General features: G+C 73.9%; 23 protein-coding genes. 13 read left to right on the forward strand and 10 right to left on the reverse strand.

Translation table 11 applies throughout. The features are described 5' to 3' along the window. Nucleotides 1-13: 13 nt before the first annotated feature. The 3 genes from otsB to ACFZP7_RS15920 form a co-directional block, all read right to left on the reverse strand. Entirely contained in the window at nt 14-883 is an 870-nt protein-coding gene (gene otsB / locus ACFZP7_RS15910; RefSeq protein ID WP_019326653.1) for a trehalose-phosphatase, read from the reverse strand. A gap of 104 nt (nt 884-987) precedes the next feature. After that, nucleotides 988-1212, reverse strand: coding sequence for a DUF3263 domain-containing protein (locus tag ACFZP7_RS15915; RefSeq protein WP_019326654.1), 225 nt, complete (start codon nt 1210-1212; stop codon nt 988-990). Nucleotides 1213-1247: 35 nt separating this feature from the next. Next, nucleotides 1248-2513 (reverse strand): extracellular solute-binding protein, encoded by a 1266-nt coding sequence (locus ACFZP7_RS15920; protein ID WP_029393628.1) that lies wholly within the window; start codon nt 2511-2513, stop codon nt 1248-1250. A 201-nt stretch (nt 2514-2714) separates the two neighbouring features. Here ACFZP7_RS15920 and ACFZP7_RS15925 point away from each other — a divergent pair, with 201 nt between their 5' ends. The 3 genes from ACFZP7_RS15925 to ACFZP7_RS15935 all read left to right on the forward strand — a co-directional run bounded on the left by ACFZP7_RS15925 (nt 2715) and on the right by ACFZP7_RS15935 (nt 5886). Then, nucleotides 2715-3677: an ROK family protein gene (locus tag ACFZP7_RS15925; protein ID WP_385638457.1), complete on the forward strand. Its 963-nt coding sequence runs from the start codon at nt 2715-2717 to the stop codon at nt 3675-3677. Continuing rightward, nucleotides 3677-4822, forward strand: a complete 1146-nt coding sequence (gene nagA / locus ACFZP7_RS15930; RefSeq protein WP_127442549.1) for an N-acetylglucosamine-6-phosphate deacetylase — start codon at nt 3677-3679, stop codon at nt 4820-4822. Before ACFZP7_RS15925 ends, nagA begins: the two co-directional genes overlap by 1 nt. 131 nt (nt 4823-4953) lie before the next feature. Continuing rightward, on the forward strand, nt 4954-5886 hold the full coding sequence (locus ACFZP7_RS15935; protein ID WP_019326658.1) for a 1-phosphofructokinase family hexose kinase: 933 nt from the start codon (nt 4954-4956) through the stop codon (nt 5884-5886). A gap of 73 nt (nt 5887-5959) precedes the next feature. Here the strand turns inward: ACFZP7_RS15935 and ACFZP7_RS15940 are convergent, their stop codons facing one another. Beyond that, nucleotides 5960-6922, reverse strand: a complete 963-nt coding sequence (locus ACFZP7_RS15940) for a carbohydrate-binding protein (RefSeq protein ID WP_030978755.1) — start codon at nt 6920-6922, stop codon at nt 5960-5962. Between the two features lie 119 nt (nt 6923-7041). Then, nucleotides 7042-8709, reverse strand: a complete 1668-nt coding sequence (cdgB, locus tag ACFZP7_RS15945; RefSeq protein ID WP_019326660.1) for a diguanylate cyclase CdgB — start codon at nt 8707-8709, stop codon at nt 7042-7044. Nucleotides 8710-9030: 321 nt separating this feature from the next. Here cdgB and ACFZP7_RS15950 point away from each other — a divergent pair, with 321 nt between their 5' ends. Together ACFZP7_RS15950 and ACFZP7_RS15955 are read left to right on the forward strand one after the other, a co-directional pair. Beyond that, the gene (locus tag ACFZP7_RS15950) at nt 9031-9630 is read left to right on the forward strand and encodes a flavin reductase family protein (RefSeq protein ID WP_125774295.1); all 600 of its coding nucleotides are present in this window, start codon (nt 9031-9033) and stop codon (nt 9628-9630) included. A 48-nt stretch (nt 9631-9678) separates the two neighbouring features. Continuing rightward, nucleotides 9679-10161 carry a GNAT family N-acetyltransferase gene (locus tag ACFZP7_RS15955; protein WP_385634660.1) on the forward strand — a complete coding sequence of 161 codons (483 nt, stop codon included), beginning with the start codon at nt 9679-9681 and terminating at the stop codon, nt 10159-10161. Here the strand turns inward: ACFZP7_RS15955 and arfB are convergent. Then, nucleotides 10158-10595: an alternative ribosome rescue aminoacyl-tRNA hydrolase ArfB gene (arfB, locus tag ACFZP7_RS15960; protein ID WP_019326663.1), complete on the reverse strand. Its 438-nt coding sequence runs from the start codon at nt 10593-10595 to the stop codon at nt 10158-10160. The genes ACFZP7_RS15955 and arfB overlap by 4 nt on opposite strands. Before the next feature lie 156 nt (nt 10596-10751). On the opposite strand from arfB, the gene ACFZP7_RS15965 reads away from it, so the two are divergent. Then, nucleotides 10752-11327 (forward strand): TerD family protein, encoded by a 576-nt coding sequence (locus tag ACFZP7_RS15965; RefSeq protein WP_019326664.1) that lies wholly within the window; start codon nt 10752-10754, stop codon nt 11325-11327. Nucleotides 11328-11507: 180 nt separating this feature from the next. Here the strand turns inward: ACFZP7_RS15965 and ACFZP7_RS15970 are convergent, their stop codons facing one another. Further along, nucleotides 11508-12173: a response regulator transcription factor gene (locus tag ACFZP7_RS15970; RefSeq protein ID WP_030978762.1), complete on the reverse strand. Its 666-nt coding sequence runs from the start codon at nt 12171-12173 to the stop codon at nt 11508-11510. Nucleotides 12174-12273: 100 nt separating this feature from the next. Then, on the reverse strand, nt 12274-13515 hold the full coding sequence (locus ACFZP7_RS15975) for a sensor histidine kinase (RefSeq protein WP_031016170.1): 1242 nt from the start codon (nt 13513-13515) through the stop codon (nt 12274-12276). A gap of 252 nt (nt 13516-13767) precedes the next feature. Here ACFZP7_RS15975 and ACFZP7_RS15980 point away from each other — a divergent pair, with 252 nt between their 5' ends. The 3 genes from ACFZP7_RS15980 to ACFZP7_RS15990 all read left to right on the forward strand — a co-directional run bounded on the left by ACFZP7_RS15980 (nt 13768) and on the right by ACFZP7_RS15990 (nt 16391). After that, nucleotides 13768-14328, forward strand: a complete 561-nt coding sequence (locus ACFZP7_RS15980) for a heme-binding protein (RefSeq protein WP_019326667.1) — start codon at nt 13768-13770, stop codon at nt 14326-14328. Nucleotides 14329-14415: 87 nt separating this feature from the next. After that, the gene (locus ACFZP7_RS15985) at nt 14416-15819 is read left to right on the forward strand and encodes a M1 family metallopeptidase (protein WP_270890830.1); all 1404 of its coding nucleotides are present in this window, start codon (nt 14416-14418) and stop codon (nt 15817-15819) included. Between the two features lie 71 nt (nt 15820-15890). Beyond that, the gene (locus ACFZP7_RS15990; protein WP_029393630.1) at nt 15891-16391 is read left to right on the forward strand and encodes a hypothetical protein; all 501 of its coding nucleotides are present in this window, start codon (nt 15891-15893) and stop codon (nt 16389-16391) included. Between the two features lie 30 nt (nt 16392-16421). On the opposite strand, the gene ACFZP7_RS15995 is transcribed toward ACFZP7_RS15990, so the two are convergent. Next, nucleotides 16422-17129: a pentapeptide repeat-containing protein gene (locus ACFZP7_RS15995; protein WP_185906824.1), complete on the reverse strand. Its 708-nt coding sequence runs from the start codon at nt 17127-17129 to the stop codon at nt 16422-16424. Between the two features lie 149 nt (nt 17130-17278). On the opposite strand from ACFZP7_RS15995, the gene ACFZP7_RS16000 reads away from it, so the two are divergent. The 3 genes from ACFZP7_RS16000 to ACFZP7_RS16010 all read left to right on the forward strand — a co-directional run bounded on the left by ACFZP7_RS16000 (nt 17279) and on the right by ACFZP7_RS16010 (nt 21070). Further along, nucleotides 17279-18439, forward strand: coding sequence for an NAD(P)-binding protein (locus tag ACFZP7_RS16000; protein ID WP_385634661.1), 1161 nt, complete (start codon nt 17279-17281; stop codon nt 18437-18439). A gap of 81 nt (nt 18440-18520) precedes the next feature. Then, nucleotides 18521-19501 carry a zinc-binding dehydrogenase gene (locus tag ACFZP7_RS16005; RefSeq protein WP_385634662.1) on the forward strand — a complete coding sequence of 327 codons (981 nt, stop codon included), beginning with the start codon at nt 18521-18523 and terminating at the stop codon, nt 19499-19501. 66 nt (nt 19502-19567) lie between these two features. After that, nucleotides 19568-21070, forward strand: a complete 1503-nt coding sequence (locus ACFZP7_RS16010) for an MFS transporter (RefSeq protein WP_029393631.1) — start codon at nt 19568-19570, stop codon at nt 21068-21070. A 73-nt stretch (nt 21071-21143) separates the two neighbouring features. Here ACFZP7_RS16010 and ACFZP7_RS16015 read toward each other — a convergent pair whose 3' ends face one another. Then, a complete protein-coding gene (locus ACFZP7_RS16015; protein WP_062131665.1) occupies nt 21144-22553 on the reverse strand; it encodes an FAD-binding oxidoreductase in 1410 nt (469 codons plus the stop codon). A 130-nt stretch (nt 22554-22683) separates the two neighbouring features. Here ACFZP7_RS16015 and ACFZP7_RS16020 point away from each other — a divergent pair, with 130 nt between their 5' ends. Beyond that, nucleotides 22684-23565, forward strand: coding sequence for an aminoglycoside phosphotransferase family protein (locus ACFZP7_RS16020; protein ID WP_385634663.1), 882 nt, complete (start codon nt 22684-22686; stop codon nt 23563-23565). The last annotated feature ends 82 nt before the right edge of the window (nt 23566-23647 follow it).

Raw genomic sequence — 23647 nt, forward strand, 5'->3', positions numbered from 1 at the left:
CGCAGGAGGCGGCTTACGTGAGGCGGGCCGCCAGGGCGCGCAGGAGGCGCACCACTCCCTCCGGGCCGTCGACCACCACGTCGGCACGTTCGCGCAGGTCCGGGACCTCGTCGCTGCCGCTGCAGACCAGGAGGCCGGGGGTGCCCTCGGCGCGGAGAGTGTCGACGGCGCCGAAGGCGGGGAGGTCGCCGAGGTCGTCGCCGGCGTAGAGGACGGCGCCCGCGCCCAGTTCGCGGACGTGGTCCCGGAGGGCGGCGCCCTTGTCCATGCCGGGCGGGCGCAGTTCCAGGACCATGCGGCCGGGTTCGACGATCAGGCCGCTGCGGGCGGCCAGGTCGGTCAGCGGGGCGCGCAGGGCGTCGAAGGCGGCCCGGGGGTCGGGGGCGCGGCGGGTGTGGACGGCGACCGCGTGGCCCTTGTCCTCGGTCCGGACGCCCTCTCCCGCGCCGGACCGCTCCAGGAGGCCGGGCAGCTCGGCACGGACGACGGCGACCCCGGGGTGCGGGTCGGGGGTGGTGAGGACGCCGGTCGCGGCGTCCCAGCGTTCGGCGCCGTAGTGGCCGAGGACGACGAGGTGGTCGAGGCCGGGGACGTCCGCGAAGCCTCCGTTGCGGACGGCGACCTCGGCCGGCCGGCCGGTGATCACCGTGACGGCGGCGACCTTCGGGGCGAGGGCCGCGAGGGCCGGTACGGCGTCCGGGTGGGCGCGGGCCCGGTCGGGGTCGGCGACGATGGGGGCCAGCGTGCCGTCGAAGTCGAGGGCGACCACCGCGCGGCCGGGGTCGGCGAGCAGGGCGTCGAGCCCTTGGCGCCCGGCCGCCGTCGCGGGGGTCGGCAGGTGGTCCGGGGAGTCGTCACGGATGGTTTCCTGGTGGCTGCCCATACGGCGAACCTATCCCGCTCCGGCGGAAGGGAACCTCATCACCGCGACCTCGGCACCGCGACCGCCTCACCGCCCCCTCGGCACCGTCACCGCGTGCGCCGCCCTCACCGCTCCGAGCGGCGCGACTCCCGCACCCGGCGCAGCCGGTTCACGGTCACCGGGTCGGCGGCCAGGGCGCGGGGGTCGTCCAGGAGGGCGTTGAGGAGCTGGTAGTAGCGGACGGGGGCCAGGCCCAGCTCCTCGCGGATCGTCCGCTCCTTCGCGCCGGGGCCGGAGAAGCTCCGGCGTTCCAGCGCGAGGATGTCCAGCTCCCTGCGTCCCAGCTCCATGTACGGCACCGTACCGCCCGCCGCCGACACCGGCCCTACTCCGCGCTGCCCGCCCGCATCGCCGTGGCCTGGATCTGGCCGAGGACCTCCTTGGGGCTGGCGCCGGGGGCGACGGCCTGGCCGATGCGCTTCTTGATGTCCGCGCTGACCGCGGCCCAGGAGGTCTTGCCGACCGGGTACAGCTCGGAGAGCAGCAGCTCGTCCAGGAAGGGCTTGAGGTCCTGGTCCTCCTTGGCCGTGCTCATGGTCTGGGAGGCGGAGGTGGTCACCGGCAGCAGGTCGTAGCGGCGGGAGAAGTCGAGGACGTTCTCGTCGTTGTAGACGAAGTCGAGGAAGTCGCCGATCTCCTCCTGGTGGCCGTTCTTCTTGAAGGCCGTCATCCAGTCGGTGACCCCGAGGGTGTTCCTGCTCGCGCCCTCGACGCCGGGGGTCGTCACCATGCCGTACTTCACGCCCTTGTCGGACGCCGCCTTCATCAGCGTGGGGTGCCCGTTGAGCATGCCGACCTCGCCGTTCGCGAAGGCGGCGAAGGCGTCGGCGCGGTCGAGCTTGCCGGGGGCGACGGGGCCGGTCAGGCCCTTGGCGACCAGTTCGTCCCGCAGCCAGGTGAAGGTGGTGACGTTCTGCGGGGAGTCGATGGAGTAGGTGCCGACGTCGTCGGTGTAGCCGCCCCCGCCGCTCAGCATCCACTGCATGGTCTCGGCCGGCGCCTCCTCGGGGCCCAGCGGCAGCGCGTACGGGTACTTCACGCCCTCCGCCTCCAGCGCCTCGGCGGCGTCGGCGAGGTCGTCCCAGCTCTTGGGCGGGGTGATGCCGGCCTTGTCGAAGAGGGTCTTGTTGTAGAAGAGCACCCGCGTGGAGGCCGCGAAGGGCAGACCGTACTGGGCGCCGTTGACCTGGCCGGCCGTGGAGAGCTGGGAGACGAAGTTCGCCTGGACCGGGATGGAGAGCACGTCGTCGGCCCGGTAGAGCAGGCCCTGGTCCGCGTAGTCGGAGTAGGCGCCGATCTGGGCCAGGTCGGGCGCCTCGCCGGCCTCGACCATCTCGCGGACCTTCCGGTCCACGTCGTTCCAGGAGTAAACCGTGACGTCGACGTTCACGTCGGGGTTCTTGGCCTCGTACGCCTTGGCCAGTTCGTCCCAGTAGCCCTGGGAGGAGTTGGCCTTGCTGTCGCCGTAGTCCGCGGCGACCAGCTTCAGCGTCACCTCGCCGGAATCGCCGGTGAGCCCGCAGCCGCCGAGGACCGCCGTCATGCCCAGTGCGGACACCACCGCGATCGTTCCTGTTCTACGCCGCTGCACCCTGATTCCCCAACCCTGCCGACGACCCGCGTCGTGCACTGCTCGCGCTGCTTTTCACTCGTTCGCGGATTCGCGCTTGTGCGCTTGTCCGGTTACCGGATTAAGGTCTACACCACGTCAGTGGACTAGACCTCTCCCGGGTCGACGGGCCACACTGTCCCCGTGAGACATGTCATCGCCCTCGATGTGGGCGGCACCGGGATGAAGGCCGCCCTGGCGGGGCCGGGGGGCGAGCTGCTGCACCAGGCCCGCCGGGCCACCGGCCGCGATCGCGGGCCCGACGCGGTCGTCGAGGGCATCCTGGACTTCGCCGCCGAGCTGCGCGCCCTGGGCGTCGACCGGTTCGGCGAGCCCGCCCGCGCCGCGGGCGTGGCGGTCCCCGGCATCGTCGACGAGGAGCACGGCACCGCCGTCTACGCGGCCAACCTCGGCTGGCGCGACGTACCCCTGCGGGCGCTGCTCGGCGAGCGGCTCGGCTCCGTCCCGGTCGCCCTCGGCCACGACGTGCGCACCGGCGGGCTCGCCGAGGGGCGGATCGGGGCCGGGAAGGGCGCCGACCGGTTCCTGTTCGTGCCGCTGGGCACCGGCATCGCGGGCGCCATCGGCATCGACGGCCGGGTCGAGTCGGGCGCCCACGGCTTCGCCGGGGAGATCGGCCACGTCGTCGTACGGCCCGGCGGCCTTCCGTGCCCCTGCGGGCAGCGCGGCTGCCTGGAGCGGTTCGCGTCCGCGTCGGCGGTCAGCCAGGCGTGGGCCGAGGCGTGCGGCGACCCGGACGCGGACGCCGCCGACTGCGCGAAGGCCGTCGACTCGGGGGACCCGCGGGCGCTCGCCGTGTGGCAGGACGCCGTGGACGCGCTCGCCGACGGACTGGTCACCGCGCTCACTCTGCTGGACCCGCGCGTCCTGATCATCGGTGGCGGCCTGGCCGAGGCGGGGGAAACCTTGTTCTCACCGCTGCGGGACGCCGTCCGGCGGCGCGTCACCTTCCAGAAGTTGCCCCGGATCGTCCCCGCGGCGCTCGGGGACACCGCCGGCTGCCTGGGCGCCGGGCTGCTGGCCTGGGACCTGCTCGGCGCCGACCCGCACGGCCCGGGCCCGCACGGTACCGGCCCGGACGGCACCACCCCCACGACCACGACTCCTCCGGAGGTAACCACCTGATGGCCCCAAGCAAGGTTCTCGCCGGTGCCCGGGTGGTACTGCCCACCGGGACCGTGGACGACGGCCGCGTGATCGTCGACGGCACGCGGATCGCGGACACGGCTCCCCCCGGGGCGGATGTCGTCGACGTGTCCGGCCACTGGGTGGTCCCGGGCTTCGTCGACCTCCACAACCACGGCGGCGGCGGCGCCTCCTTCGCCGGCGGCACCGCCGAGGACGTCCTCCAGGGCGTCGAGACGCACCGGCGGCACGGCACCACCACGGTGGTCGCCTCCGCCGTCACCGGCGACCTGGACTTCCTCGCCCGGCACGCCGGGATGCTCGCCGAGCTGGCCCAGCAGGGCGAGATCGCCGGCATCCACTTCGAGGGGCCGTTCATCTCCCCGTGCCGCAAGGGCGCCCACGACGAGCAGCTGCTGCGCGACCCGGACCCGGCCGAGGTCCGCAAGCTGGTCGACGCCGCGCACGGCCACGCGAAGATGATGACGCTGGCCACCGAGCTGCCGGGCGGCCTGGACTCCGTACGGCTGCTCACCGAGCACGGCGTGATCGCGGCCGTCGGGCACACGGACGCGACGTACGAGCAGACGGTGCAGGCCATCGACGCGGGCGCCACGGTCGCCACGCACCTGTTCAACGCGATGCCGCCGCTCGGTCACCGCGCCCCGGGCCCGATCACGGCGCTGCTGGAGGACGAGCGGATCACCGTCGAGCTGATCAACGACGGCACCCACCTGCACCCGGCCGCGCTCCAGCTGGCCTTCCACCACGCGGGAGCCGCCCGGGTCGCCTTCATCACCGACGCGATGGACGCGGCCGGCTTCGGCGACGGCCGCTATCTGCTCGGCCCGCTGGAGGTCGAGGTCGCGGACGGCGTGGCCCGGCTGGTGGAGGGCGGCTCGATCGCGGGCTCCACGCTCACCCTGGACCGCGCCTTCAAGCGGGCGGTGACGGTGGACGGGCTGCCCGTCGGGGACGTCGTCGCGGCGATCTCCGCCAACCCGGCCCGGCTGCTCGGCCTGGACGACCGGATCGGCTCCCTGGAGGCCGGCAAGGACGCCGATCTGGTGGTGCTGGACGACGCGTTCGACGTGGTGGGTGTGATGCGCCGGGGCGATTGGGTGGTCGATCCCCGACTGGGCTGATCCGTCCCCGGATCCGGCCCCGGCGGCCGGATCCGGGGGCTGGGCCGACCGCCCCCCGTTTGGCATGATCGTGTCGTGGAGCACGGCTCCGCGGGCACACCAGCCGCAGACGATCGGGGGAGGTCGGCACGGTGATCCTCACCGTCACGCTCAACACCGCGCTGGACATCACCTACCGCGTCCCGGGTCTGAGGCCCCACGCCTCGCACCGGGTGACCGAGGTGACCGAGCGTCCCGGCGGCAAGGGCCTGAACGTGGCCCGGGTGCTGGCGGCCCTCGGGCACCCGGTCACGGTCACCGGATTCGCGGGCGGCTCCACGGGTGCCACCGTGCGCGCCTCGCTCGCCGGTGTGCCCGGGGTGGTCGACGCGCTCGTGCCCGTGGCGGGCGCCACCCGGCGCACCGTCGCCGTCGTCGACGAGCGCACCGGCGACACCACCCAGCTCAACGAACCCGGCCCCGTCGTCGCACCCGCCGAGTGGAACGCCTTCCAGGAGGCGTACGAGGGCCTGCTGGCCGGTGCCGCAGCGGTGGCGCTGTGCGGCAGCCTGCCGCCCGGTGTGCCGGTGGGCGCCTACGCCGGTCTGGTGCGCACCGCCCGTGCGGCGGGGGTGCCGGTGCTGCTGGACACCAGCGGGGAGCCGCTGCGCCGGGGAGTCGCCGCCCGGCCCGACCTGATCAAGCCGAACGCCGACGAGCTGGCCGAGCTGACCGGTTCGCACGAGCCGCTGCGGGCCACGCAGGCGGCCCGGCGCCGCGGCGCCCGCTCGGTGGTGGCCTCGCTGGGGGCCGCCGGGCTGCTCGCCGAGACCCCGGAGGGCCGCTGGCGGGCGGCGCCGCCCGCCCAGGTGCGCGGCAATCCGACCGGCGCCGGCGACTCGGCGGTCGCGGGGCTGCTGTCCGGGCTGGTGGAGCACCTGCCCTGGCCGGACCGCCTGGCCCGCGCGGTCGCCCTGTCCGCGGCGACGGTGCTGTCGCCGGTGGCGGGCGAGTTCGACCGGGCGGCGTACGAGGAGCTGCTCGGCCGAGGGGTCGCGGTGACCGCGGAGGCCGACGCCGCCTAGGTCCTGTCGTCACACTCACGTCGTCCGCCCGGGAGGGCGGGCCTCGCGGCAGACGGGAGTGTGACGACAGGGCCTAGTCCTTGACCTGGCCCTTCTTCAGGGAGAACTGGTCCAGCAGGACGTTGCACTTGTCGCCGTCGGCGCAGGACAGGGTGATGGTGTTGGTGCCCTTGTTGAGGGTGGGCCAGGCGTAGGTCTTGGTCCAGCCCTTGGCGAAGTCGCCGTCCTCGGCCCCGGTGAAGTTGCCCAGGTTCAGCTTGCTGCCGAACTGCTTGCCGTTGACCGTCAAGGTCATCGACTGGTCCTCGCCGGCGGCGCTGTAGGTGGTGAAGAGGGTGTAGAGCCCGTCCTCGGGGATGCCGTCCACGGTCCAGGTGACCGAGGCGCCCGGCTGGTTGAGGTTGGCCACGTAGACGCCGCCGTCCGACTCGGCGCCCTTCACCTCGGAGGCGAGGGAGGCCGAGCCGCCCAGCCGCATCGCCTTCGCCTCGATGGAGGGAAGCTCCACCTCCTCCTCGGCGCTCCCGCTCGCCGACGGGCTCGGGTCGGCGCTCTGGGACTGGGTGGGCGCGGGGTCGCCGCCCGCCTCGTTGCCGCCCTTGTCGTCCTCCGAGCTGCTGCTCGTCATGGCCACGGCGATACCGACGACGACCGCGGCGACCACCGCGACCGCGCCGATCAGCAGGCCCTTGGTGTTGGGGCCGCGGCGTCCGCCGCCCCCGCCGCGTCCCGACGGCTGCTGCGGGGCCCCGGGGCCGCCACCGCCGGGGAAGGTCTCCGGCGCCGCGTAGTGCGCGTTCGGCTGCCCGTACGTCCCCTGCGGCTGGCCGTAGACGCCCTGCTGCGGCGGGGCGGCCTGGCCCTGCGCCGGGCCGCCGTACTGCCGTGTGCCGACGGGACGCACCCGGTTGACCGAGTTCGGGTAGCCGTAGCCACCGGACGGCGGCTGGGCCCCGTTGGCCTGCCCGTCGGCGTAGAGGTAGCCGAAGGGGTCGTCGTCCTCGGGCGTGCTCGCGCCGTTGTTGCCGGGCGTCATCCCTTGGTCTCCTAACCAGATGCGTTGCGTGTGCGGTACGGGTCGTGAGAGGGCGAGCCTACCCGCTCGCACTGACCCGAAAGGGTGACTCAGACCGCATCAGCGCTCTGACCTGGTGATCATCCGGCCCGTCGGTGCTGTTTGGGACGAGATCGTTTCTCGACGTACATCCGTTCGTCAGCGGACTTCAGGACTTCGTCCGCCGTCATGCCGCAGTGGGCCCATCCGATGCCGAAGCTGGCGCCCACCCGGACGGCCCGTCCCTCGGCCCGGATCGGCTGGATGATCTCGTTGCGCAGGCGCACGGCGAGGTCCTGGGCGTCGGCCCGGCCGAGCCCGTTGGCGAGGATCACGAACTCGTCGCCGCCGAGCCGGGCCACGGTGTCGCCGTCGCGCACACCGCCGCTGAGCCGGCGGGCGACCTCGATGAGGACGGCGTCACCGGCGTTGTGCCCGAACCGGTCGTTGATCGACTTGAAGCCGTCCAGGTCGCAGAAGAGGACCGCGAGCCCCTTGGTGCCGTCGTCGCGGCCGTCGGGGGGTGCCACGGCGTGCACATGGTGGTCGTAGGCGCCGTACGGCTCGGCGCCCGCCGCCCCGAAGTCGAAGGTGTGGCCGCCGGAGTCGAAGACGGCGGAGTCCCCGTAGGCGGCGTCCATGGCGTCCACCACGCCCGCGTGCGGCGACTGCGGGCGCCTGCACAGCCGGGCGGCGAGCCGGGAGCGCAGCTCGGCGCTGTTGGGCAGGCCGGTGAGGGAGTCGTGGGAGGCGCGGTGGGCGAGCTGGAGCTCGCGGCGCTTGCGTTCCTCTATGTCCTCGACGTGGGTGAGCAGGAAGCGGGGCCCGTCGGCGGCGTCGGCGACGACGGAGTTGCGCAGCGAGACCCAGACGTAGGTGCCGTCGCGGCGGCCCAGGCGCAGCTCGGCCCGGCCGCCCTCGGCGGAGGTGCGCAGCAGGGTGCCGATGTCCTCGGGGTGGACGAGATCGGAGAAGGCGTAGCGGCGCATCGCGGAGGCGGGGCGGCCCAGCAGGCGGCACAGGGCGTCGTTGGTGCGCAGGATGCGGCCGTGCTGGTCGCCGCCCATCTCGGCGATGGCCATGCCGGAGGGGGCGTACTCGAAGGCCTGGCGGAAGCTCTCCTCGCTGGCCCTGAGCGCCTGCTGGTCGCGCTCCAGGCGGACCAGGGCGCGCTGCATGTTGGAGCGGAGCCGGGCGTTGCTGATCGCGATGGCGGCCTGGAACGCGTACATCTGCAAAGCCTCGCGGCCCCAGGCGCCGGGACGGCGGCCGTTGCGCGGGCGGTCCACGGACAGGACGCCGATCAGCTCGCCGCTGTTGCCGCCGCCCTGCGGACCGGGCGCGTACATCGGGGCGAAGAGCCGGTCCGAGGGATGCCACTCGTCCTCGAAGCGGGGCGCGGGCCCGTCGGTGTACCACTGCGGGACGTCGTCGTCGTCGAGGACCCAGCCCTCGGTGTGGGGTATGAAGATCAGGTCACCCCACTGCTCGCCCATGTTCAGCCGGCGGTCCCAGGACTCGCGGGAGCCCGCCCGGCCGGTGATGAGGGCCTCGGCGGCCTGGTTCCCGGAGAAGGCGGCGACGACGAGATCGCCGTCGGGACGGACCAGGTTGACGCACGCCAGCTCGTACCCGAGGGCCTGGACGACGCCGTCGGCGACGGCCTGCAGGGTGTCGGCCAGGCTGCGGGCCTTGTTCATGTCGGCCATGACCTGGTGCAGCTGCCGCAGGGACGCAAGACGGACGTAGGGCTCCGACTCGGTCTCCATGCTCGCCCTCCCCCCGAGACCTCGCAGCGAATCAAGGGTTGCCTTGGCGCCTTTACTGATGGTGCCCTTCCAGTTCCCCGCCACTGAATCACAGCGCGCTGCCCACTCGGTACACAGGGTCAACAATTACCGCTCCTTGTGACTCAAGTCACAGGCGAAGATGAACAATTGCGTGGTGTTTCCGCGTTTCACCCGTGCGTTTTCTGAACGCAAATGCTTCGGACGTGTGCGGGTGCCGCGTCGGCTCCTTCTGTGGTCCTAGGTCCCGCCTCGGGCCGGGGCCCGATGCCGCGCCCCGGACCCGGCGATTAGCGTGAAGGTGTGCCGAACACTCCTTCCCTCACGTCTCCCGCGTCCCCCGCGCTCCCGTTCCCGTCGCCCCTCGCCGGGCATGCTGAGGGGGTGAGCAACGAGGAGTTCCGCGCCGCCATGTCCCGGCTGGCCTCGGGCGTGGTCCTGGTCACCGCGCAGGAGCCGCCGCTGGACCCGGACGACCCGCTGGCGCCGAGCGGCGAGGACGTCGGGATGACGGCGACCGCCTTCATGTCGGTGTCCCTGGACCCGCCGCTGGTCCTGGTCAGCCTGCGCACGGGCTCCCGCATGGACGACCTGCTGGACGAGCAGCCCCTGTGGGCGGTCTCCGTCCTGTCCGGCAGCCAGCGGCACATCGCGGGCCGCTTCGCCATGAAGGGCCGCGTCAGCGACCGGCTCCTCTTCGCCGACATCCCCTACCGGCGGGGCGAGGCCACCGGCGCCCCCCTGGTGGGCGGGGCGCTGGCCACCCTGGAGTGCCGCACCGAGCAGCGCGTCACCGCCGGGGACCACACCCTGGTGATCGGCCGCGTCCTGACCGCCTCGCTGCCGAGCGCGGACGGCGGGCCGCTGGCCTACTTCCGGGGGCGTTACCGGCAGTTGGGCTGAGCGCAAATCGGCTCGCCCGGTCGCGCGCGGCCCGCTTAGGGTGCGCGCATGACGACCCGCACCGGACTCCGCCTCGAAGAGATCACCCCCGCCAATTTCGAGGCCGCCACCGGCATTCGGGTCCGCCCCGACCAGGAGCACGCCGTCGAACCGGTGACGACCTCCCTCGCCGAGGCGTATCTCCACCCCGGCGTCGCGTGGCCCCGCCTGATCCTCGACGGGGACCGTCCCGTCGGCTTCCTCATGGCCTTCTTCGACATCGACTGGTACGGGGACGGCAGCGTGCGCCGCTCGGGACTGTGGCGCCTGAACATCGCCGCGGAGGAGCAGGGCCGGGGGTACGGGCGCTTCGCCGTGCAGTCGGTGGCCGCGGAGATCGGGCGCCGCGGCGGCGAGCGGTGCTACGTGACCTGGCACCCGGGCCCGGACGGCCCCGAGGGCTTCTACCGGGGGCTGGGCTTCGGGACCGACGGGGAGACGAGCGGGGGACAGACGGTGGGCGTGCTGGAGCTGGGCCGGTCCGGGACCTAGTCCCAGTTCCTCGGGGAGCGGCCCCGCTTGGTCTCCGCGCGCTGCTTCTTCTCCCGCAGCCGGCGTTCGTTGATGCCGCGCGGTATGCGGGTGGGTCTGCGGGGCTTGGGCGGGGGCGCGGTGGCCTCGGCGAGCAGGGCCGCCAGGCGCACGGCGGCGGTCTCGCGGTTGCGCCACTGGGAGCGGTGCTCGGAGGCGCGGACGGTCACGATCCCGTCGGTCAGCCGGCCGGCCAGCCGCTCCAGCGCCCGCCGCTTCCAGACCTCGGGCAGGGCCTCGGTCCGGGCCAGGTCGAAACGCAGCTCCACGGCCGTGTCGGTGGTGTTGACGTGCTGCCCGCCCGGCCCCGAGGAGCGCGAGAAACGCCAGACCAGCTCCGCCTCGGGCAGGGAGACGGAACCGCGGATGACATGGGGACCGGACATGCCGTCCATGTTCCCGTCCCCGCACGGTCCACGTCACCCCAATATCGTGGTTCCGCTCTCGGTAAAGAAAGTAAAGCGAGCTGGAACCTTGCGGACCCCTCTCGTCGTTCATGGGGGTAGCTGTACTTTCTTGCCGTACGTAAACGAGGGAAGGGACTCCCAACAATGGCTGTAAGCCTGTCCAAGGGTGGCAACGTCTCGCTCACCAAGGAGGCTCCGGGCCTGACCGAAGTCACCGTGGGCCTCGGCTGGGACGTCCGTACCACGACCGGCACCGACTTCGACCTCGACGCCTCGGCGATCGCGGTGAACACGCAGGGCAAGGTCTACTCCGACGCCCACTTCGTCTTCTTCAACAACAAGCAGACGCCGGACAACACCATCGTCCACACCGGTGACAACCGCACCGGCGAGGGCGCCGGCGACGACGAGGCGATCAACGTCAACCTCGCCGCCCTCCCGGCCGACATCGACAAGATCGTCTTCCCGGTCTCGATCTACGACGCCGAGAACCGCTCGCAGAACTTCGGCCAGGTGCGCAACGCCTACATCCGCATCGTCAACCAGGCCGGCGGCGCCGAGATCGCCCGCTACGACCTGTCCGAGGACGCCGCCACCGAGACCGCCATGGTCTTCGGCGAGCTGTACCGCAACGGCGCCGAGTGGAAGTTCCGCGCCGTCGGCCAGGGCTACGCCTCGGGCCTCGTGGGCATCGCCCAGGACTTCGGCGTGAACGTCTGACGTTCGCCCGCGCGTTCTCCGTACGAAGGCTCCCCGGACGTCCGGCCGGGGGGCCTTCGGCGTTTCCGCGGCCGGGCGGGCTCGGGAGCTCCCCCGCGGGGGGGCTCGGGAGTCCGCGCGGCCGGGTGGCTCGGGGAGTTCCCGTGCCCTGGAGGCGCGGGTGCCGCCGCCGCGGGGTTCTCAGGGCAGCAGGCGCTGTTCCTTCGCCACCGCGACCGCGCCCGCGCGGGTGTCGACGCCCAGCTTGTCGTAGATGCGGCGCAGGTGTGTCTTCACCGTCGCCTCGCTGATGAACAGGGCGCGCGCGATCTCCCGGTTGCCGAGGCCGGTGGCGAGCTGGGCCAGGATGTCGCGTTCGCGGTCGGTGAGGGTGGGGCGCGGGCTGCGCATGTTGGCCATGACCCGGCCGGCGACCGGCCCGGACAGCGTGGTGCGGCCCTGGGCGGCGGCGTGGATGGCGGCGAACAGCTCCTCGGGGCGTTCGGCCTTCAGCAGGTACCCGGTCGCTCCGGCCTCGATGGCGCGGGTGATGTCGGCGTCGGTGTCGTACGTGGTCAGCACCAGGACGTGCGGGACGCGGCCGGAGCCCGGGGCCGGGGCGGCGGTGAGGCGGCGGGTGGCCTCCACGCCGTCGATGCCCGCGCCGAGCTGAAGGTCCATCAGCACCACGTCCGGGGCCAGCCTCGCCGCGAGCGCCAGCGCCTCCTCGCCGGTGCCCGCCTCACCGGCCACCTCGATGCCGGGAGCACTGTCGAGCAGGGCCAGCAGCCCGGCCCGTACGACGACGTGGTCGTCGCAGACCAGGATGCGGACGGGGGCGCTCGCGCCGTCTGCCGGGTGGGTCATCGGGGTGCCTCCTGCGGGTCGGCGGAAACGGTCATCGGAGTGCCTGCCGCCGGACGGCCGAAGCGCTCATCGGGGTGCCTCCTGCCGGACGGCCGAAGCGTCATCGGGGTGCCTTCCGCCGGTCGGGCCGGTCGGTGCCGGGCGCTTCCAGGGGGACGGCGGCGGACAGCACGGTGCCCTCGCCCGGCGTCGACTCGACGGTCAGGGTGCCGCCCAGCTGGCGCAGCCGCGCGCGCATCGCGGGCAGTCCGTGGCCGCGCACCCCGGAACCGGCGTCGGGGAGCGCCGCCGGGTCGAAACCGTGCCCGTCGTCGGTGACGTCCAGGACGGCCTGGTCGTCGAGGACGGTGAGGGTCAGGGCCGCGGTGGCGGCGCCCGCGTGTTCCCGGACGTTGGCCAGGGCGCCCTGGGCGATGCGCAGCAGGGCGGACTGGACCCGGTCGGGCAGCAGCGGGGCCCGGCCGCCGTCCTCGACGTGGACGCGCACGGTGAGGTGGTCGCCGGACTCCCGCGCGGCCAGGGCGCGCAGCGCCGCGTCCAGGCCGCCGCCGCGGGCGAGGTCGGCGGGGGCGAGGTCGTGGACGAAGCGGCGGGCCTCGGTGAGATTGTGCTCGGCGACGGAGGCGGCGCCCCGGACGTGGGTGCGGGCCTTGTCCGGGTCGCTCTCCCAGACCCGCTCGGCGGCCTGGAGCAGCATCCGCTGGCTGGACAGCCCCTGGGCGAGGGTGTCGTGGATCTCCATGGACAGCCGCTGCCGTTCGGCGAGGGTGCCCTCGCGGCGCTCGGAGGCGGCGAGTTCCCGGCGGGTGCGGATCAGATCGTCGATCAGGGCGCGCTGCCGGGCGGCCTGCCGCTCGGTGTGCAGGAACACGGCGGCGGCGATCGCGGCGACGGCGGGCGGCGCGAGCAGCAGGTTCGGGTCGAAGCCCCCGGCGAGCCGCAGCTGCGCGGCGACGACGAACAGCGTCAGGACGGTCACCAGCACGAGCGCCGCCCTGGCCGGCAGGGTGCGCAGGCCGGTGTAGAAGAGGGGGACCGCGCACCAGGCGAAGCTGGGCGCGAGCACGACCAGCACCATCCACACCGCGACCACGAGCCCCAGCCAGGCCAGGCGCCGCCGGGCGGGCCGGGCACCGGGGTCGGACGGCCCGGGGCCGCTGAGGACGGGACCGAGCAGGTGCAGCAGGGCGAGGACGAGGGACAGGGCGAGGATCCACGGGGTGCGGGGCTCGCCGGGGTGACGCAGCAGGAAGCGGGCGAGGGCGCCGCCGAGCAGGAGGAAGAACGCCGCGTGCATCACGGCGCCGAGCCATCGGCTGTCCGCGTCGTACGGCTTGGTCATCCGGTGCCCGCCTCCTGACGCGCCGTCGCTTCCGCCCGCGCTCTCCTCCAAGGTGCCGCAAGGCGACGCTGAGCTGCGCGAACACCTCCATGATGACCCTTCGGGAGGGTCGGCGGGTCAGCCGATCGGACGACCCCGCCGTCGCCCGAACCATCGCCGACGAGCAGCCGGAACGGCGACCGCGCACCCCCGGTGCCGGGCGGAGGGTGGAGAGCAGACGGAAGCCCGCCCCCACCCGAGGAGCAGACACCCATGAAGAAGACCCTCTCCCGCCGCGCCCGTATCGCCACCGGCGGCGCCGTGCTCGCCGCGGTCGCCGCGGGCACCTTCGGCACGGTGGCCGCGAACGCCTCCGCCCCGGACGCCGCGGTCGCCGCCGCTCCCGCCGCCGCCGAGGCCGGCAAGCGGGACACCACCACCTCCACGCATCTGACGATCGACGCCGCGACCGAGGCCGCGCAGGCGGCGCTGAAGGCCGCCAAGAAGGAAGGCCAGCGGATCACGGTCGCGGTCGTCGACCGCAACGGCAACACGATCCTCACCATGCGCGGTGACGGCGCCGGCCCGCAGTCCTACGAGTCGGCCGTGAAGAAGGCGTTCACCGCAGTCTCCTGGAACGCCACCACGACGGAGCTGGCGGGCCGTCTGAAGGACGCCCCGAACCTGAAGGACATCCCCGGCACCCTGTTCCTGGGCGGCGGTGTCCCGGTCACGTCGGGCAAGGCGCCGATCGCCGGCATCGGTGTGGCGGGGGCGCCGTCCGGCACCCTGGACGAGAAGTTCGCGCAGGCGGGCGCCGAGGCGCTGAACTAGGGCCGTGCCGGGGCCCCGAGCCCGCTCGCGGCCCCCGCGGCCGGTCCCAACGGGCGTTTCACGTGAAACGCCTCATAGGATCACGACGTGCGCACCACCCGTCTGCTCCTGGCCGCCGCCACCGCCCTCGCCCTCACGGCGTGCAGTGGCGGCGGCGCGGTCGACGGCACCCCCGGCGCCGCGGGCGTGCGCGATCCGTACTTCCCCAAGGCGGGCAACGGCGGCTACGACATCGGCCACTACGACCTGTCGCTGGCCTACGACCCCGACGAGGAGCACCTGAGCGGAACGGCGACGATCACCGCCCGTGCGAGCCAGGACCTGTCCGCCTTCCATCTGGACCTCGAGGGCCTGGACGTCGAGCAGGTCACCGTCGAGGGCAGAGAGGCCCGCTTCAACCGGGCCGGCCAGGAGCTGACCGTCCGCCCGGCCGACGAGCTGCACGACGGGGAGACCTTCCGGGTGACGGTCCGCTACTCCGGCGACCCGGTGACGATCACCGACCCCGACGACTCGGAGGAGGGCTGGCTGCCCACCGCCGACGGCGCGGTCGGGCTGGGGCAGCCGACGGGCTCGATGGCCTGGTTCCCCGGCAGCCACCACCCCTCCGACAAGGCGACCTACGACCTGAAGGTGACCGTGCCCGAAGGGCTCGGGGCCGTCTCCAACGGCGAGCTGACGGGCGAGTCGACCCGCGACGGCCGTACGACCTCCACCTGGCACGTCGCCGAGCCGATGGCGAGCCACGTCGTGACGGTCGCCGTCGGAGAGTGGGAGACCGCACGCTCCACCACCGACGACGGACTGCCGGTGTACACGGCCGTCGACCCGCGGCAGGCCGAGGCGAGCCGCGAGGTGCTGGGGCGGATTCCCGAGGTCATGGAGTGGGCCGGGGAGAACTTCGGCCCGTATCCCTTCTCCTCCACCGGTGCGATCGTCGACCGGGTGGAGGACGCCGGGTACGCCCTGGAGACGCAGAACAGGCCCTACTTCCCCGGCGCCCCCGACACCGTCCTGCTGGTGCACGAACTGGCGCACCAGTGGTACGGGAACTCCGTCAGTCCGAAGACCTGGCGGGACATGTGGCTCAACGAGGGCTTCGCCACCTACGCCGAGTGGCTGTGGGAGGAGGACCAGGGCGGCGACACCGCCCAGGAGACCTTCGACGCGCTCTACGACGGCACCTACTACGACGACGAGGACGCGAACGACTCGATCTGGGCGTTCCCGCCCGCGGAGCCGCCCGACGCGGAACACATCTCGGCGAGCCCCGTCTACCAGCGCGGCGCGATGGTCCTGCACCAGATCCGCCGGACGGTCGGTGACGAGGCGTTCCGGGATCTGCTGCGGGGCTGGGCCGCCGCGCACCGCCACGGCAACGCCGACACCGAGGACTTCACCGCCTACGTGGAGAAGTCGGCGCCCGACGAGGACTTCACCGGGATCTGGGACGACTGGCTGTACGGGGACGGCCGGCCCGACAGCCCGTGAGCCCGCGCCGCCCCACCGCGCGGGCGGCCCGCGACGGCGCGCCGGGCGCGCCGCATGACACCATCACCTGCGTGCTCGACATCGGCTACGCCCTCTCCACCCGCTTCCCGGACCCGCCGCAGACGGACTACCGGCACGCGGACGTCCGTGCCCTGCGACACGACCTGTTCTGCGGGGACGTGTACCTCGCCGACACCGAGGCGGACCGGGAACTGTCCACAGCCTGGGGATGGGTGCCGGTGCTCGACTTCGCCTGGGCTCTCTGCGACATCGTGGAGCGCGTCGACCGGGACCCGGCGGGCTCCCGGGCCTCCCGGCCGCAGCGGGCGGAGCTGGACTTCACCGAGTCCAGCGACCGCCTGCTCTTCGAGCGCCGCTTCGGCTGGGTCGACATCGAGGCGGAGTGGCTGCCGGCGAGCGAGCCCCCGCTCTCCTTCTCCCACGCCGAACTGCGCCGGGAGGCGCGGGACTTCCTGCACGACCTGATCGCCGACCTCACCGACATGCACGAGGAACTGGCGGACAACCCGGCGATCTGGACCCTCCAGGCCCGCTTCCCGCGCCTCGCGTGAGCGACCGGACCGGGCCCGGCCGGAGCCGGACTACTCCTCCGCCAGCACCCGCATCCCCAGCTGCGCGGCCAGCACGGGGGCCAGGTCCAGCAGCTGGGCCGGGCTGACCACCGCCCCGGAGAGCCGGTCCACGCCCCGGGCCAGCTCCAGGGGGGCGGCGCCGCGCAGGTCGACGTCGGTGAGGGTCGCCGCGCTGAAGTCCGCCTCCTTCAGGGCGCAGCCCACGAAGGCGACCCGCTCCAGGCGGGCGCCGCCGAAATCCGGCTCGACGAGGACACAGCCCTCGAAGACGACGTCCTTCAGCCGGGACCGGCGCAGATTCAGGTAATCGATCTTGCCGCCCCTGATCAGGACCCGCTCCAGCACGGCGCCGTGCAGCTGGGTGCCGCCCAGGCGGGCGTCGTGCAGCTCCACGTCGCGCAGGGTCGCCTCGGCGAGGTCCGTGCCGACGCCCCGGACGCCGGTGAGGACGGAGTCGAGCAGCCGGGCCCGGGGCATCGACACCTCGTCCAGCGCGCAGCCCGTCAGCGCGCAGTCCATGAAGCGGGCGCCCGCGCCGTCCTGGCCGGCGAAGTCCGCGTCCCGGAACTCCAGCCCGTCGTAGTCCCCGTCGGGCTCCAGCTCCCCGCCGTCCCACGGCTCCAGCGGCGGCAGCCGCACCTCGGGGCGGCGCGCCGCCCGCACCGCCGCCGGGCCCCGCCCCGCACCCCTGCCGCCGCTCGTCGCGCTCCTCGCCATGCCCCCATGCTGCACCCCGCCACTGACAATCCCCCGACCCGCGCCGACGCCCCGCTCGGGCCGCATGTCACATTCCGCGCGCCCGGCTACGTCGTACTCGCAGACAGGCACCACGCAAGGCGACCCCGACCCGAGGGAGAACCACAGCCATGCATCGCATCACCGTCATCGGCGGCGGCTTCGCCGGACTCACCGCGGCCATCACCGCCGCCGAGGCGGGCGCCAGGGTCACCGTCCACGAGGCCCACCACACACTCGGCGGACGGGCCCGCACGGCCGACGGCCCCTACCGGACCAACGAAGGCCCGCACGCCCTCTACAACGGCGGCCCGCACTGGGCGTGGCTCAGGCAGCGCGACCTGATCGGGCCGCTCGCGCCGATCCCGCCGCTGGAGGGGGCCCGGCTGCGGCTGCGCCACAAGGGCGTACTGCGCCGCACCCCGCCCTTCGCCATGCTCAAGCTGCTGCGCCGCGGCGCGGGGCGGGCGCCCGTGGACACCGACTTCCTGACCTGGGCGACCGGGATCGCCGGCGACGAGGGCGCGCGGGCCGCCGCCCACTACAGCGCGGTCGCCCTCTTCCACCACGACCCCGGTTCGCTCTCCGCCGCCTTCGTGCAGGAGCGGCTGCGCCGGGCCGCCAAGCTGCCGCCGGAGGCGCACTACCCGCGCGGCGGCTGGTCCGGGGTGATCGACCGGATGGCCGCCCTGGCGTGGAATCTCGGGGTCCGGGTGGAGACCCTGTCCCGCGTGGACACCGTTCCGACCGACACCCCGGTGGTCGTGGCCACCTCCCTGGACGCCGCCCGCAGTCTCCTGGGGGACGCCTCGCTGACCTGGCCGAGCGGGCGCACCGCACTGGTCGACCTCGCCGTGCGGACCCGGCGCGGTGACGCCTTCGCGGTCTCCGACCTGGACGCGCCGGGCTGGATCGAGCGGTTCACGGCGCAGGACCGCACCCTGGCGCCCGCGGGCGAGCAGCTGATCCAGGGGCAGATCCCCCTCGCGCCCGACGAGTCGAAGGCCGACGGCACGGCCCGTGCCGAGGAGTTGCTCGACCTCGGTTTCCCGGGCTGGCGCGACCGGACGACCTGGCGCCGGGAAGCGGTCGCGAACGGCCGTACCGGTGCCGTCGACCTGCCGGGCACCACCTGGCGGGACCGGCCGTCGGTCGACCGCGGTGACGGGGTCTACCTCGCCGGTGACCAGGTCGCCGCGCCGGGGCTGCTGTCGGAGGTGTCGTTCAACAGCGCGCTGACGGCGGTGTCGCTGGCCCTCGGCAGGCGCGAGCTTGACCTCGAGCAGGCTTGAGGTCGTTGAGTGGGGCGCGCAGGTCCTTTCCGTCCGATCCGGCCCACCGGGCCCCGGGCCCGTCCGACATGCGGGGTATCCATGCGCGCCATCCGTCTGCACACCTTCGGCCCGGCCGAGAACCTCACCCTGGACGAGGTCAACGACCCGCGGCCGGGCCCCGGCCAGGTCTCGATCGCCGTCCGGGCGGCGGGCGTCCACCTCCTGGACACCGCGCTGCGCGAGGGCTTCCGGGGACCCTCGCCCGAGCTGCCCGCACTGCCCACGATCCCCGGCCGCGAGGTCGCCGGCGTCGTCGACGGCCTCGGGGAGGGCACGCCCGCGCGGTGGCTGGGCCGGAGGGTCGTCGTCCACCTCGGCTTCGCCCCGGGCGGCTACGCCGAACGCGCCGTCGCCGACGCCGCCCGCGTGCACGAGATCCCGGCCGACCTGGGCTTCGCCGAGGCCGTCGCCATGATCGGCACCGGGCGCACGGCCATGGGCATCCTGCAGTTCGCCGACCTCGGCCCCGGCTCCGTGGCCGTGGTCCCGGCCGCGGCCGGCGGCATCGGCACGCTGCTCGTGCAGTACGCGAAGCACGCCGGCGCCACGGTGATCGGCCTCGCCGGCGGCCCGGAGAAGGTCGCCCGGGTCGCCGCGAACGGCGCCGATCTCGCCGTCGACTACACGGACCCGCGGTGGCCGGCCGAGGTCCGCGGCCACCTGGGCGGTGACACCGCCACCGTCGTCTTCGACGGCGTCGGCGGTGACGTCGCCCGCGAGGCCGTCGCCCTGCTCGCGCCCGGCGGTCGGCACCTGGTCTTCGGCTGGTCGGGCGAGGGTCTGCGCGACGGTGCCCCGTACCTCGTCGACGGCGTCTCCCAGCAGGTGCTGGGCCCCGTGATGATGGAGCGGGCCGGTGGCGAGAACCCCCTGCGCACCCTCGAACTGCGCGCCCTCGCCGAGGCCGCAGCGGGCCGCCTCACCCCGGCCGTGCAGCGCTTCCCGCTCGCCCGCGCCGCCGCGGCGCACCGCGCGCTGGAGACGCGGCGGACGACCGGGAAGGTGGTCCTGGAACCGTGACCGGCACCGGCCGCACCCACCCGACGAAATGATGCGGTCCGTCCCGATCCGTGGTCTTCTGGCCAGATGAGTGCCACCCGGACAGGCGAGTCGGCCGCACCCGGCCAGGCCGATCCCCGCCGCTGGTGGGGGCTGGTGGTCATCGCCCTGGCCCAGCTGATGGTCGTCCTGGACGCGACCATCGTGAACATCGCGCTGCCCTCGGCCCAGCGCGACCTGGGCATGTCCGACGGCAACCGCCAGTGGGTGATCACCGCCTACACCCTCGCCTTCGGCGGGCTGCTGCTGCTCGGCGGGCGCGTCGCGGACCTCGTGGGCCGCAAACGCACCTTCGTCATCGGGCTGATCGGCTTCGCCGCCGCCTCCGCGTTCGGCGGCGCCGCCACCACACCGGCGATGCTGTTCGGCGCCCGAGCCCTCCAGGGTGTCTTCGCCGCGGTCCTCGCCCCGTCCGCGCTGTCCCTGCTGACGACGACCTTCACCGACCCGAGGGAACGCGGGAAGGCGTTCGGCATCTACGGCGCGCTGGCCGGCAGCGGTGCCGCGGTCGGCTTCATCGTCGGCGGCGTGCTCACCGAGTACCTGAACTGGCGCTGGTGCCTGTACGTCAACATCCCCATCGCCGTGATCGCGGTGATCGGCGCCTTCGCGCTGCTGCACGACCGCCCGGGCCACACCGGCGCCCGCCTGGACGTGCCCGGCGTGGTGCTGGGCTGCGGCGGCCTGGTCGCCCTGGTCTACGGGTTCAGCGAGGCGCAGCCGCGCGGCTGGACCGATCCGCTGGTGCTGGCGCTGTTCGCCGCGGGCGTCGTCCTGCTCGCGGTCTTCGTGTGGTGGCAGACCCGCGCCCCGAGCCCGCTGCTGCCGCTGCACATCATCCGCGACCGCAACCGCGCCGGGTGCTTCCTGACCATGATGCTGGCCGTCATCGGCATGTTCGGGCTGTTCCTGTTCATGACCTACTACCTCCAGGTCATCCTGGGCTACTCCCCGGTGAAGACGGGGCTGGCGTTCCTGCCGATGACCGCCGCGATCGTCATCGGCTCCACCCAGATCTCGGCCCGGCTGCTGCGCCACGTGGGCCCGCGGATGCTGATGGTGCCCGGCATGCTGCTCGCCTCCGGCGGCATGGTGATCCTCACGCAGATGACCGTGGACTCCGCGTACGCCTCGGAGATCCTGCCGGCGCTGATCCTGATGGGCCTGGGCATGGGACTGACCTTCATGCCGGTCTTCTCCACCGCGACCGCCGGGGTCGCCCCGCAGGACTCCGGCGTGACCTCGGCGACGGTCAACACCTCGCAGCAGGTGGGCGGCTCCATCGGCACGGCGCTGCTCAACACCGTCGCGACCAGCACCAGCGCCTCCTGGATCACCTCCCACCTCACCGACCCGACCCGCAGGGAACAGGTCGTCCGGGAGGGGATCGTCCACGGCTACACGGTCGCCATCTGGCTGGCCGCCGGCATCATGCTGCTGGCGGGCCTGGTCGCGGGCCTGATGGTGACGGCGAAGGCCCCGAAGCACGGCACCCCGGCCGACCGGCCGGTGCCGGAACCGGTGGCCTAGGGGGCGGGGCCCCGCGGCTCTCCGCGGGGCCCCGCGACGTTCCGCCGCGGGTGCGCGGCGTGGTCGGCGTGTGTCAGCCCCGGCCGGCCACCCGGTCCGCGATCCGCGCCAGCCGGGAGGAGTCGGCGCGGTGCGTCGCCTGCTCGCGCCGGTCGGCCTCGCGGTAGACGGCGTACATGCCCCGCACCCCGAGCCAGCGCAGCGGCTCCGGCTCCCAGCGGCGCACCCGGTGGTTGACCCAGGGCAGGTCGGTGAGGTCGGTGCGTCCGCCCTGGCCCGAGTCGTGCAGGACCAGGTCGCACAGGGTGCGGGCGGCGAGGTTGGCGGTGGCGACGCCGGAGCCGACGTAGCCGCCCGCCCAGCCGAGGCCCGTCGAGCGGTCCAGGGTGACGGTGGCGCACCAGTCGCGGGGCACGCCCAGGACGCCCGACCAGGCGTGCTCGATCCGCAGTCCGGCGAGGGCGGGGAAGAAGCGGACCAGGATCTCGCGCAGCGCCTCGACGGTCGCCGGCTGCGTGGTGCCGTCGTTGTCGGTGCGGGAGCCGAAGCGGTACGGCACCCCGCGTCCGCCCAGCGCGATCCGGCCGTCCGCGGTGCGCTGGGCGTACATGTAGGCGTGTGCCATGTCGCCGAGGGTCTCGCGGCCCGCCCAGCCGACCGACTCCCACTGCTCGTCGGTGAGCGGCTCGGTGGCGATCATCGAGGAGTTCATGGGCAGCCAGGTGCGCCGCTGGCCCTTGAGGGAGGCGGTGAATCCCTCGGTGCAGCGCAGGACGTGGGACGCGCGGACGGTGCCGTACGGGGTGACCGCGCGGCGGGGGCCGATCTCCGTGACCGGCGTCGACTCGTGGACGCGCACGCCGAGGCGTTCGACGGCCGCCGCCAGGCCCTTGACCAGCTTCACCGGGTGCAGGCGGGCGCCGTGCGGCGTCCAGGTGGAGCCGACCGCGCCGGCCACCCTGATCCGCTCGGCCGTCTCCCGCGCCCCGTACAGTTCCCGGTCCTTCTCGCCGAAGGCCAGCTCCGCCTCGTGGAACGCCTTCAGCCGGGCCGCCTGCGCCGGCGTGCACGCCACTTCGAGCACGCCGCCCCGGTGGATGTCGGCGTCGATGTCCTCGGCCGCGGCGACGCGGATCACCTCGTCGACGGTGTCGTTCATCGCCCGCTGGAGGCGCACGGCCGCCTCGTGGCCGTGGAGGCTCGCGTACCGGTCGCGGCCCGCCACGCCGTTGTAGAGCCAGCCGCCGTTGCGGCCGGAGGCCCCGTAGCCGCAGAACCTCTGCTCCAGGACGGTGATCCGCAGGAAGGGCGCGGCCTTCTTGAGGTAGTAGGCCGTCCACAGGCCCGTGTATCCACCGCCGACGATCACCACGTCCGCCGACGTGTCACCGGCGAGCGGTTCCCGGACCGTCGCCGGCAGTCCGTCGTCCGCGTACCAGTAGGAGATGCCGCCGTTCACCACACCGCTGCCCGGGCTGCTCATGGCCCGACGTTAGCCCTGGTGAGCGCGGGTTGTCTGCTTCGGATTCCGTCGAATTCCCGGGCCCGGGGCGCCGGTCGCGGCCCCGGAAACCGCGTGACCCGGGCGCCGGGCGCCGGTAGCGTCGGCCCATGTGATCGACGTACCGGACGCGCTCGCCGCCTCGCAGGCCAAGTACAACGGTGCGGCGGGCCGCGCCTTCATCGACGCGCTGCCCGAGCTGGCGGCCGGCTTCCTGGACCGCTGGGGGCTGCGCCTCGACGGGTCCGCCATGCACGGCTGGGCGGCGCTCGTGCTGCCCGTGGTGGCCGGCGACGGCACCCCGGCCGCGCTCAAGCTCCAGATCCTGGACGCGGAGACCGAGGGCGAGCCCGTCGCCCTGCGCCTGTGGGACGGCGACGGCGCCGTGCGGCTGCTGGACCACGACCCGGCCACCGGCACCATGCTGCTGGAGCGGCTGGACCCGACGCGCACGCTCGCCCACGTCGCGGACTCCCGCGAGGCGGCCCTGGTCGTCGCCCGGCTGCTCGCCCACCTCACCGCGACCCCCGCGCCGCCCGGCCTGCGCCACCTCGGCGACATCGCGCGGGGCATGCTGGAGCGGACGCCCCGGGTCCTGGAGCACGTCCCCGACCCGGCGGACCGGCGCCTGATCGCCGACTGCGCGGCCGCCGTACGGGAGGTCGTGGACGAGCCCGGCGACCGGCTGCTCCACTGGGACCTGCACTACGAGAACGTCCTGGGCTCCGAGCGCGCCGCATGGCTCGCCATCGACCCCAAGCCGCTGGCCGGCGACCCCGCCTTCGACCTGCTGCCGGCCCTGGACAACCGCTACGAGCCCGGCGAGACCCGCTGGCGTTTCGACGCCCTGACCGACGTCCTGGGCCTCGACCGGGAGCGGGCCCGCGCCTGGACCCTCGGCCGCGTGCTGCAGAACTGCCTGTGGAACGTCGAGGACGGCGACCCGCTGGAGCGCGAGCAACTGGAGATCGGACGCCTGCTGCGCACCCCGTGATCCGCCGGCGACCGTGACCCGGCGGGCGGGCGCGTGCGGAGGACGGGCGCCGGGCGACGGGCGACGGGTCCGGCCGGTGCGT

Source organism: Streptomyces sp. SudanB5_2050 (genome assembly GCF_964272335.1).
Taxonomy (GTDB): domain Bacteria; phylum Actinomycetota; class Actinomycetes; order Streptomycetales; family Streptomycetaceae; genus Streptomyces; species Streptomyces rochei.

What these genes read in the sequence shown, in the direction of transcription:
- ACFZP7_RS15970 (WP_030978762.1), bottom strand. Translation starts at nt 12,173, where the DNA reads ATGACCCACCCGGCAGACGGCGCGAGCGCCCCCGTCCGCATCCTGGTC.
- ACFZP7_RS16000 (WP_385634661.1), top strand. Translation starts at nt 17,279, where the DNA reads ATGCATCGCATCACCGTCATCGGCGGCGGCTTCGCCGGACTCACCGCG.
- ACFZP7_RS15925 (WP_385638457.1), top strand. Translation starts at nt 2,715, where the DNA reads ATGAAGGCCGCCCTGGCGGGGCCGGGGGGCGAGCTGCTGCACCAGGCC.
- ACFZP7_RS15975 (WP_031016170.1), bottom strand. Translation starts at nt 13,515, where the DNA reads ATGACCAAGCCGTACGACGCGGACAGCCGATGGCTCGGCGCCGTGATG.
- ACFZP7_RS16015 (WP_062131665.1), bottom strand. Translation starts at nt 22,553, where the DNA reads ATGAGCAGCCCGGGCAGCGGTGTGGTGAACGGCGGCATCTCCTACTGG.
- ACFZP7_RS15995 (WP_185906824.1), bottom strand. Translation starts at nt 17,129, where the DNA reads ATGGCGAGGAGCGCGACGAGCGGCGGCAGGGGTGCGGGGCGGGGCCCG.
- otsB (WP_019326653.1), bottom strand. Translation starts at nt 883, where the DNA reads ATGGGCAGCCACCAGGAAACCATCCGTGACGACTCCCCGGACCACCTG.
- ACFZP7_RS15965 (WP_019326664.1), top strand. Translation starts at nt 10,752, where the DNA reads ATGGCTGTAAGCCTGTCCAAGGGTGGCAACGTCTCGCTCACCAAGGAG.
- ACFZP7_RS16010 (WP_029393631.1), top strand. Translation starts at nt 19,568, where the DNA reads ATGAGTGCCACCCGGACAGGCGAGTCGGCCGCACCCGGCCAGGCCGAT.
- cdgB (WP_019326660.1), bottom strand. Translation starts at nt 8,709, where the DNA reads ATGGAGACCGAGTCGGAGCCCTACGTCCGTCTTGCGTCCCTGCGGCAG.
- nagA (WP_127442549.1), top strand. Translation starts at nt 3,677, where the DNA reads ATGGCCCCAAGCAAGGTTCTCGCCGGTGCCCGGGTGGTACTGCCCACC.
- ACFZP7_RS16005 (WP_385634662.1), top strand. Translation starts at nt 18,521, where the DNA reads ATGCGCGCCATCCGTCTGCACACCTTCGGCCCGGCCGAGAACCTCACC.
- ACFZP7_RS15940 (WP_030978755.1), bottom strand. Translation starts at nt 6,922, where the DNA reads ATGACGCCCGGCAACAACGGCGCGAGCACGCCCGAGGACGACGACCCC.
- ACFZP7_RS15980 (WP_019326667.1), top strand. Translation starts at nt 13,768, where the DNA reads ATGAAGAAGACCCTCTCCCGCCGCGCCCGTATCGCCACCGGCGGCGCC.
- arfB (WP_019326663.1), bottom strand. Translation starts at nt 10,595, where the DNA reads ATGGACGGCATGTCCGGTCCCCATGTCATCCGCGGTTCCGTCTCCCTG.
- ACFZP7_RS15955 (WP_385634660.1), top strand. Translation starts at nt 9,679, where the DNA reads ATGACGACCCGCACCGGACTCCGCCTCGAAGAGATCACCCCCGCCAAT.
- ACFZP7_RS15915 (WP_019326654.1), bottom strand. Translation starts at nt 1,212, where the DNA reads ATGGAGCTGGGACGCAGGGAGCTGGACATCCTCGCGCTGGAACGCCGG.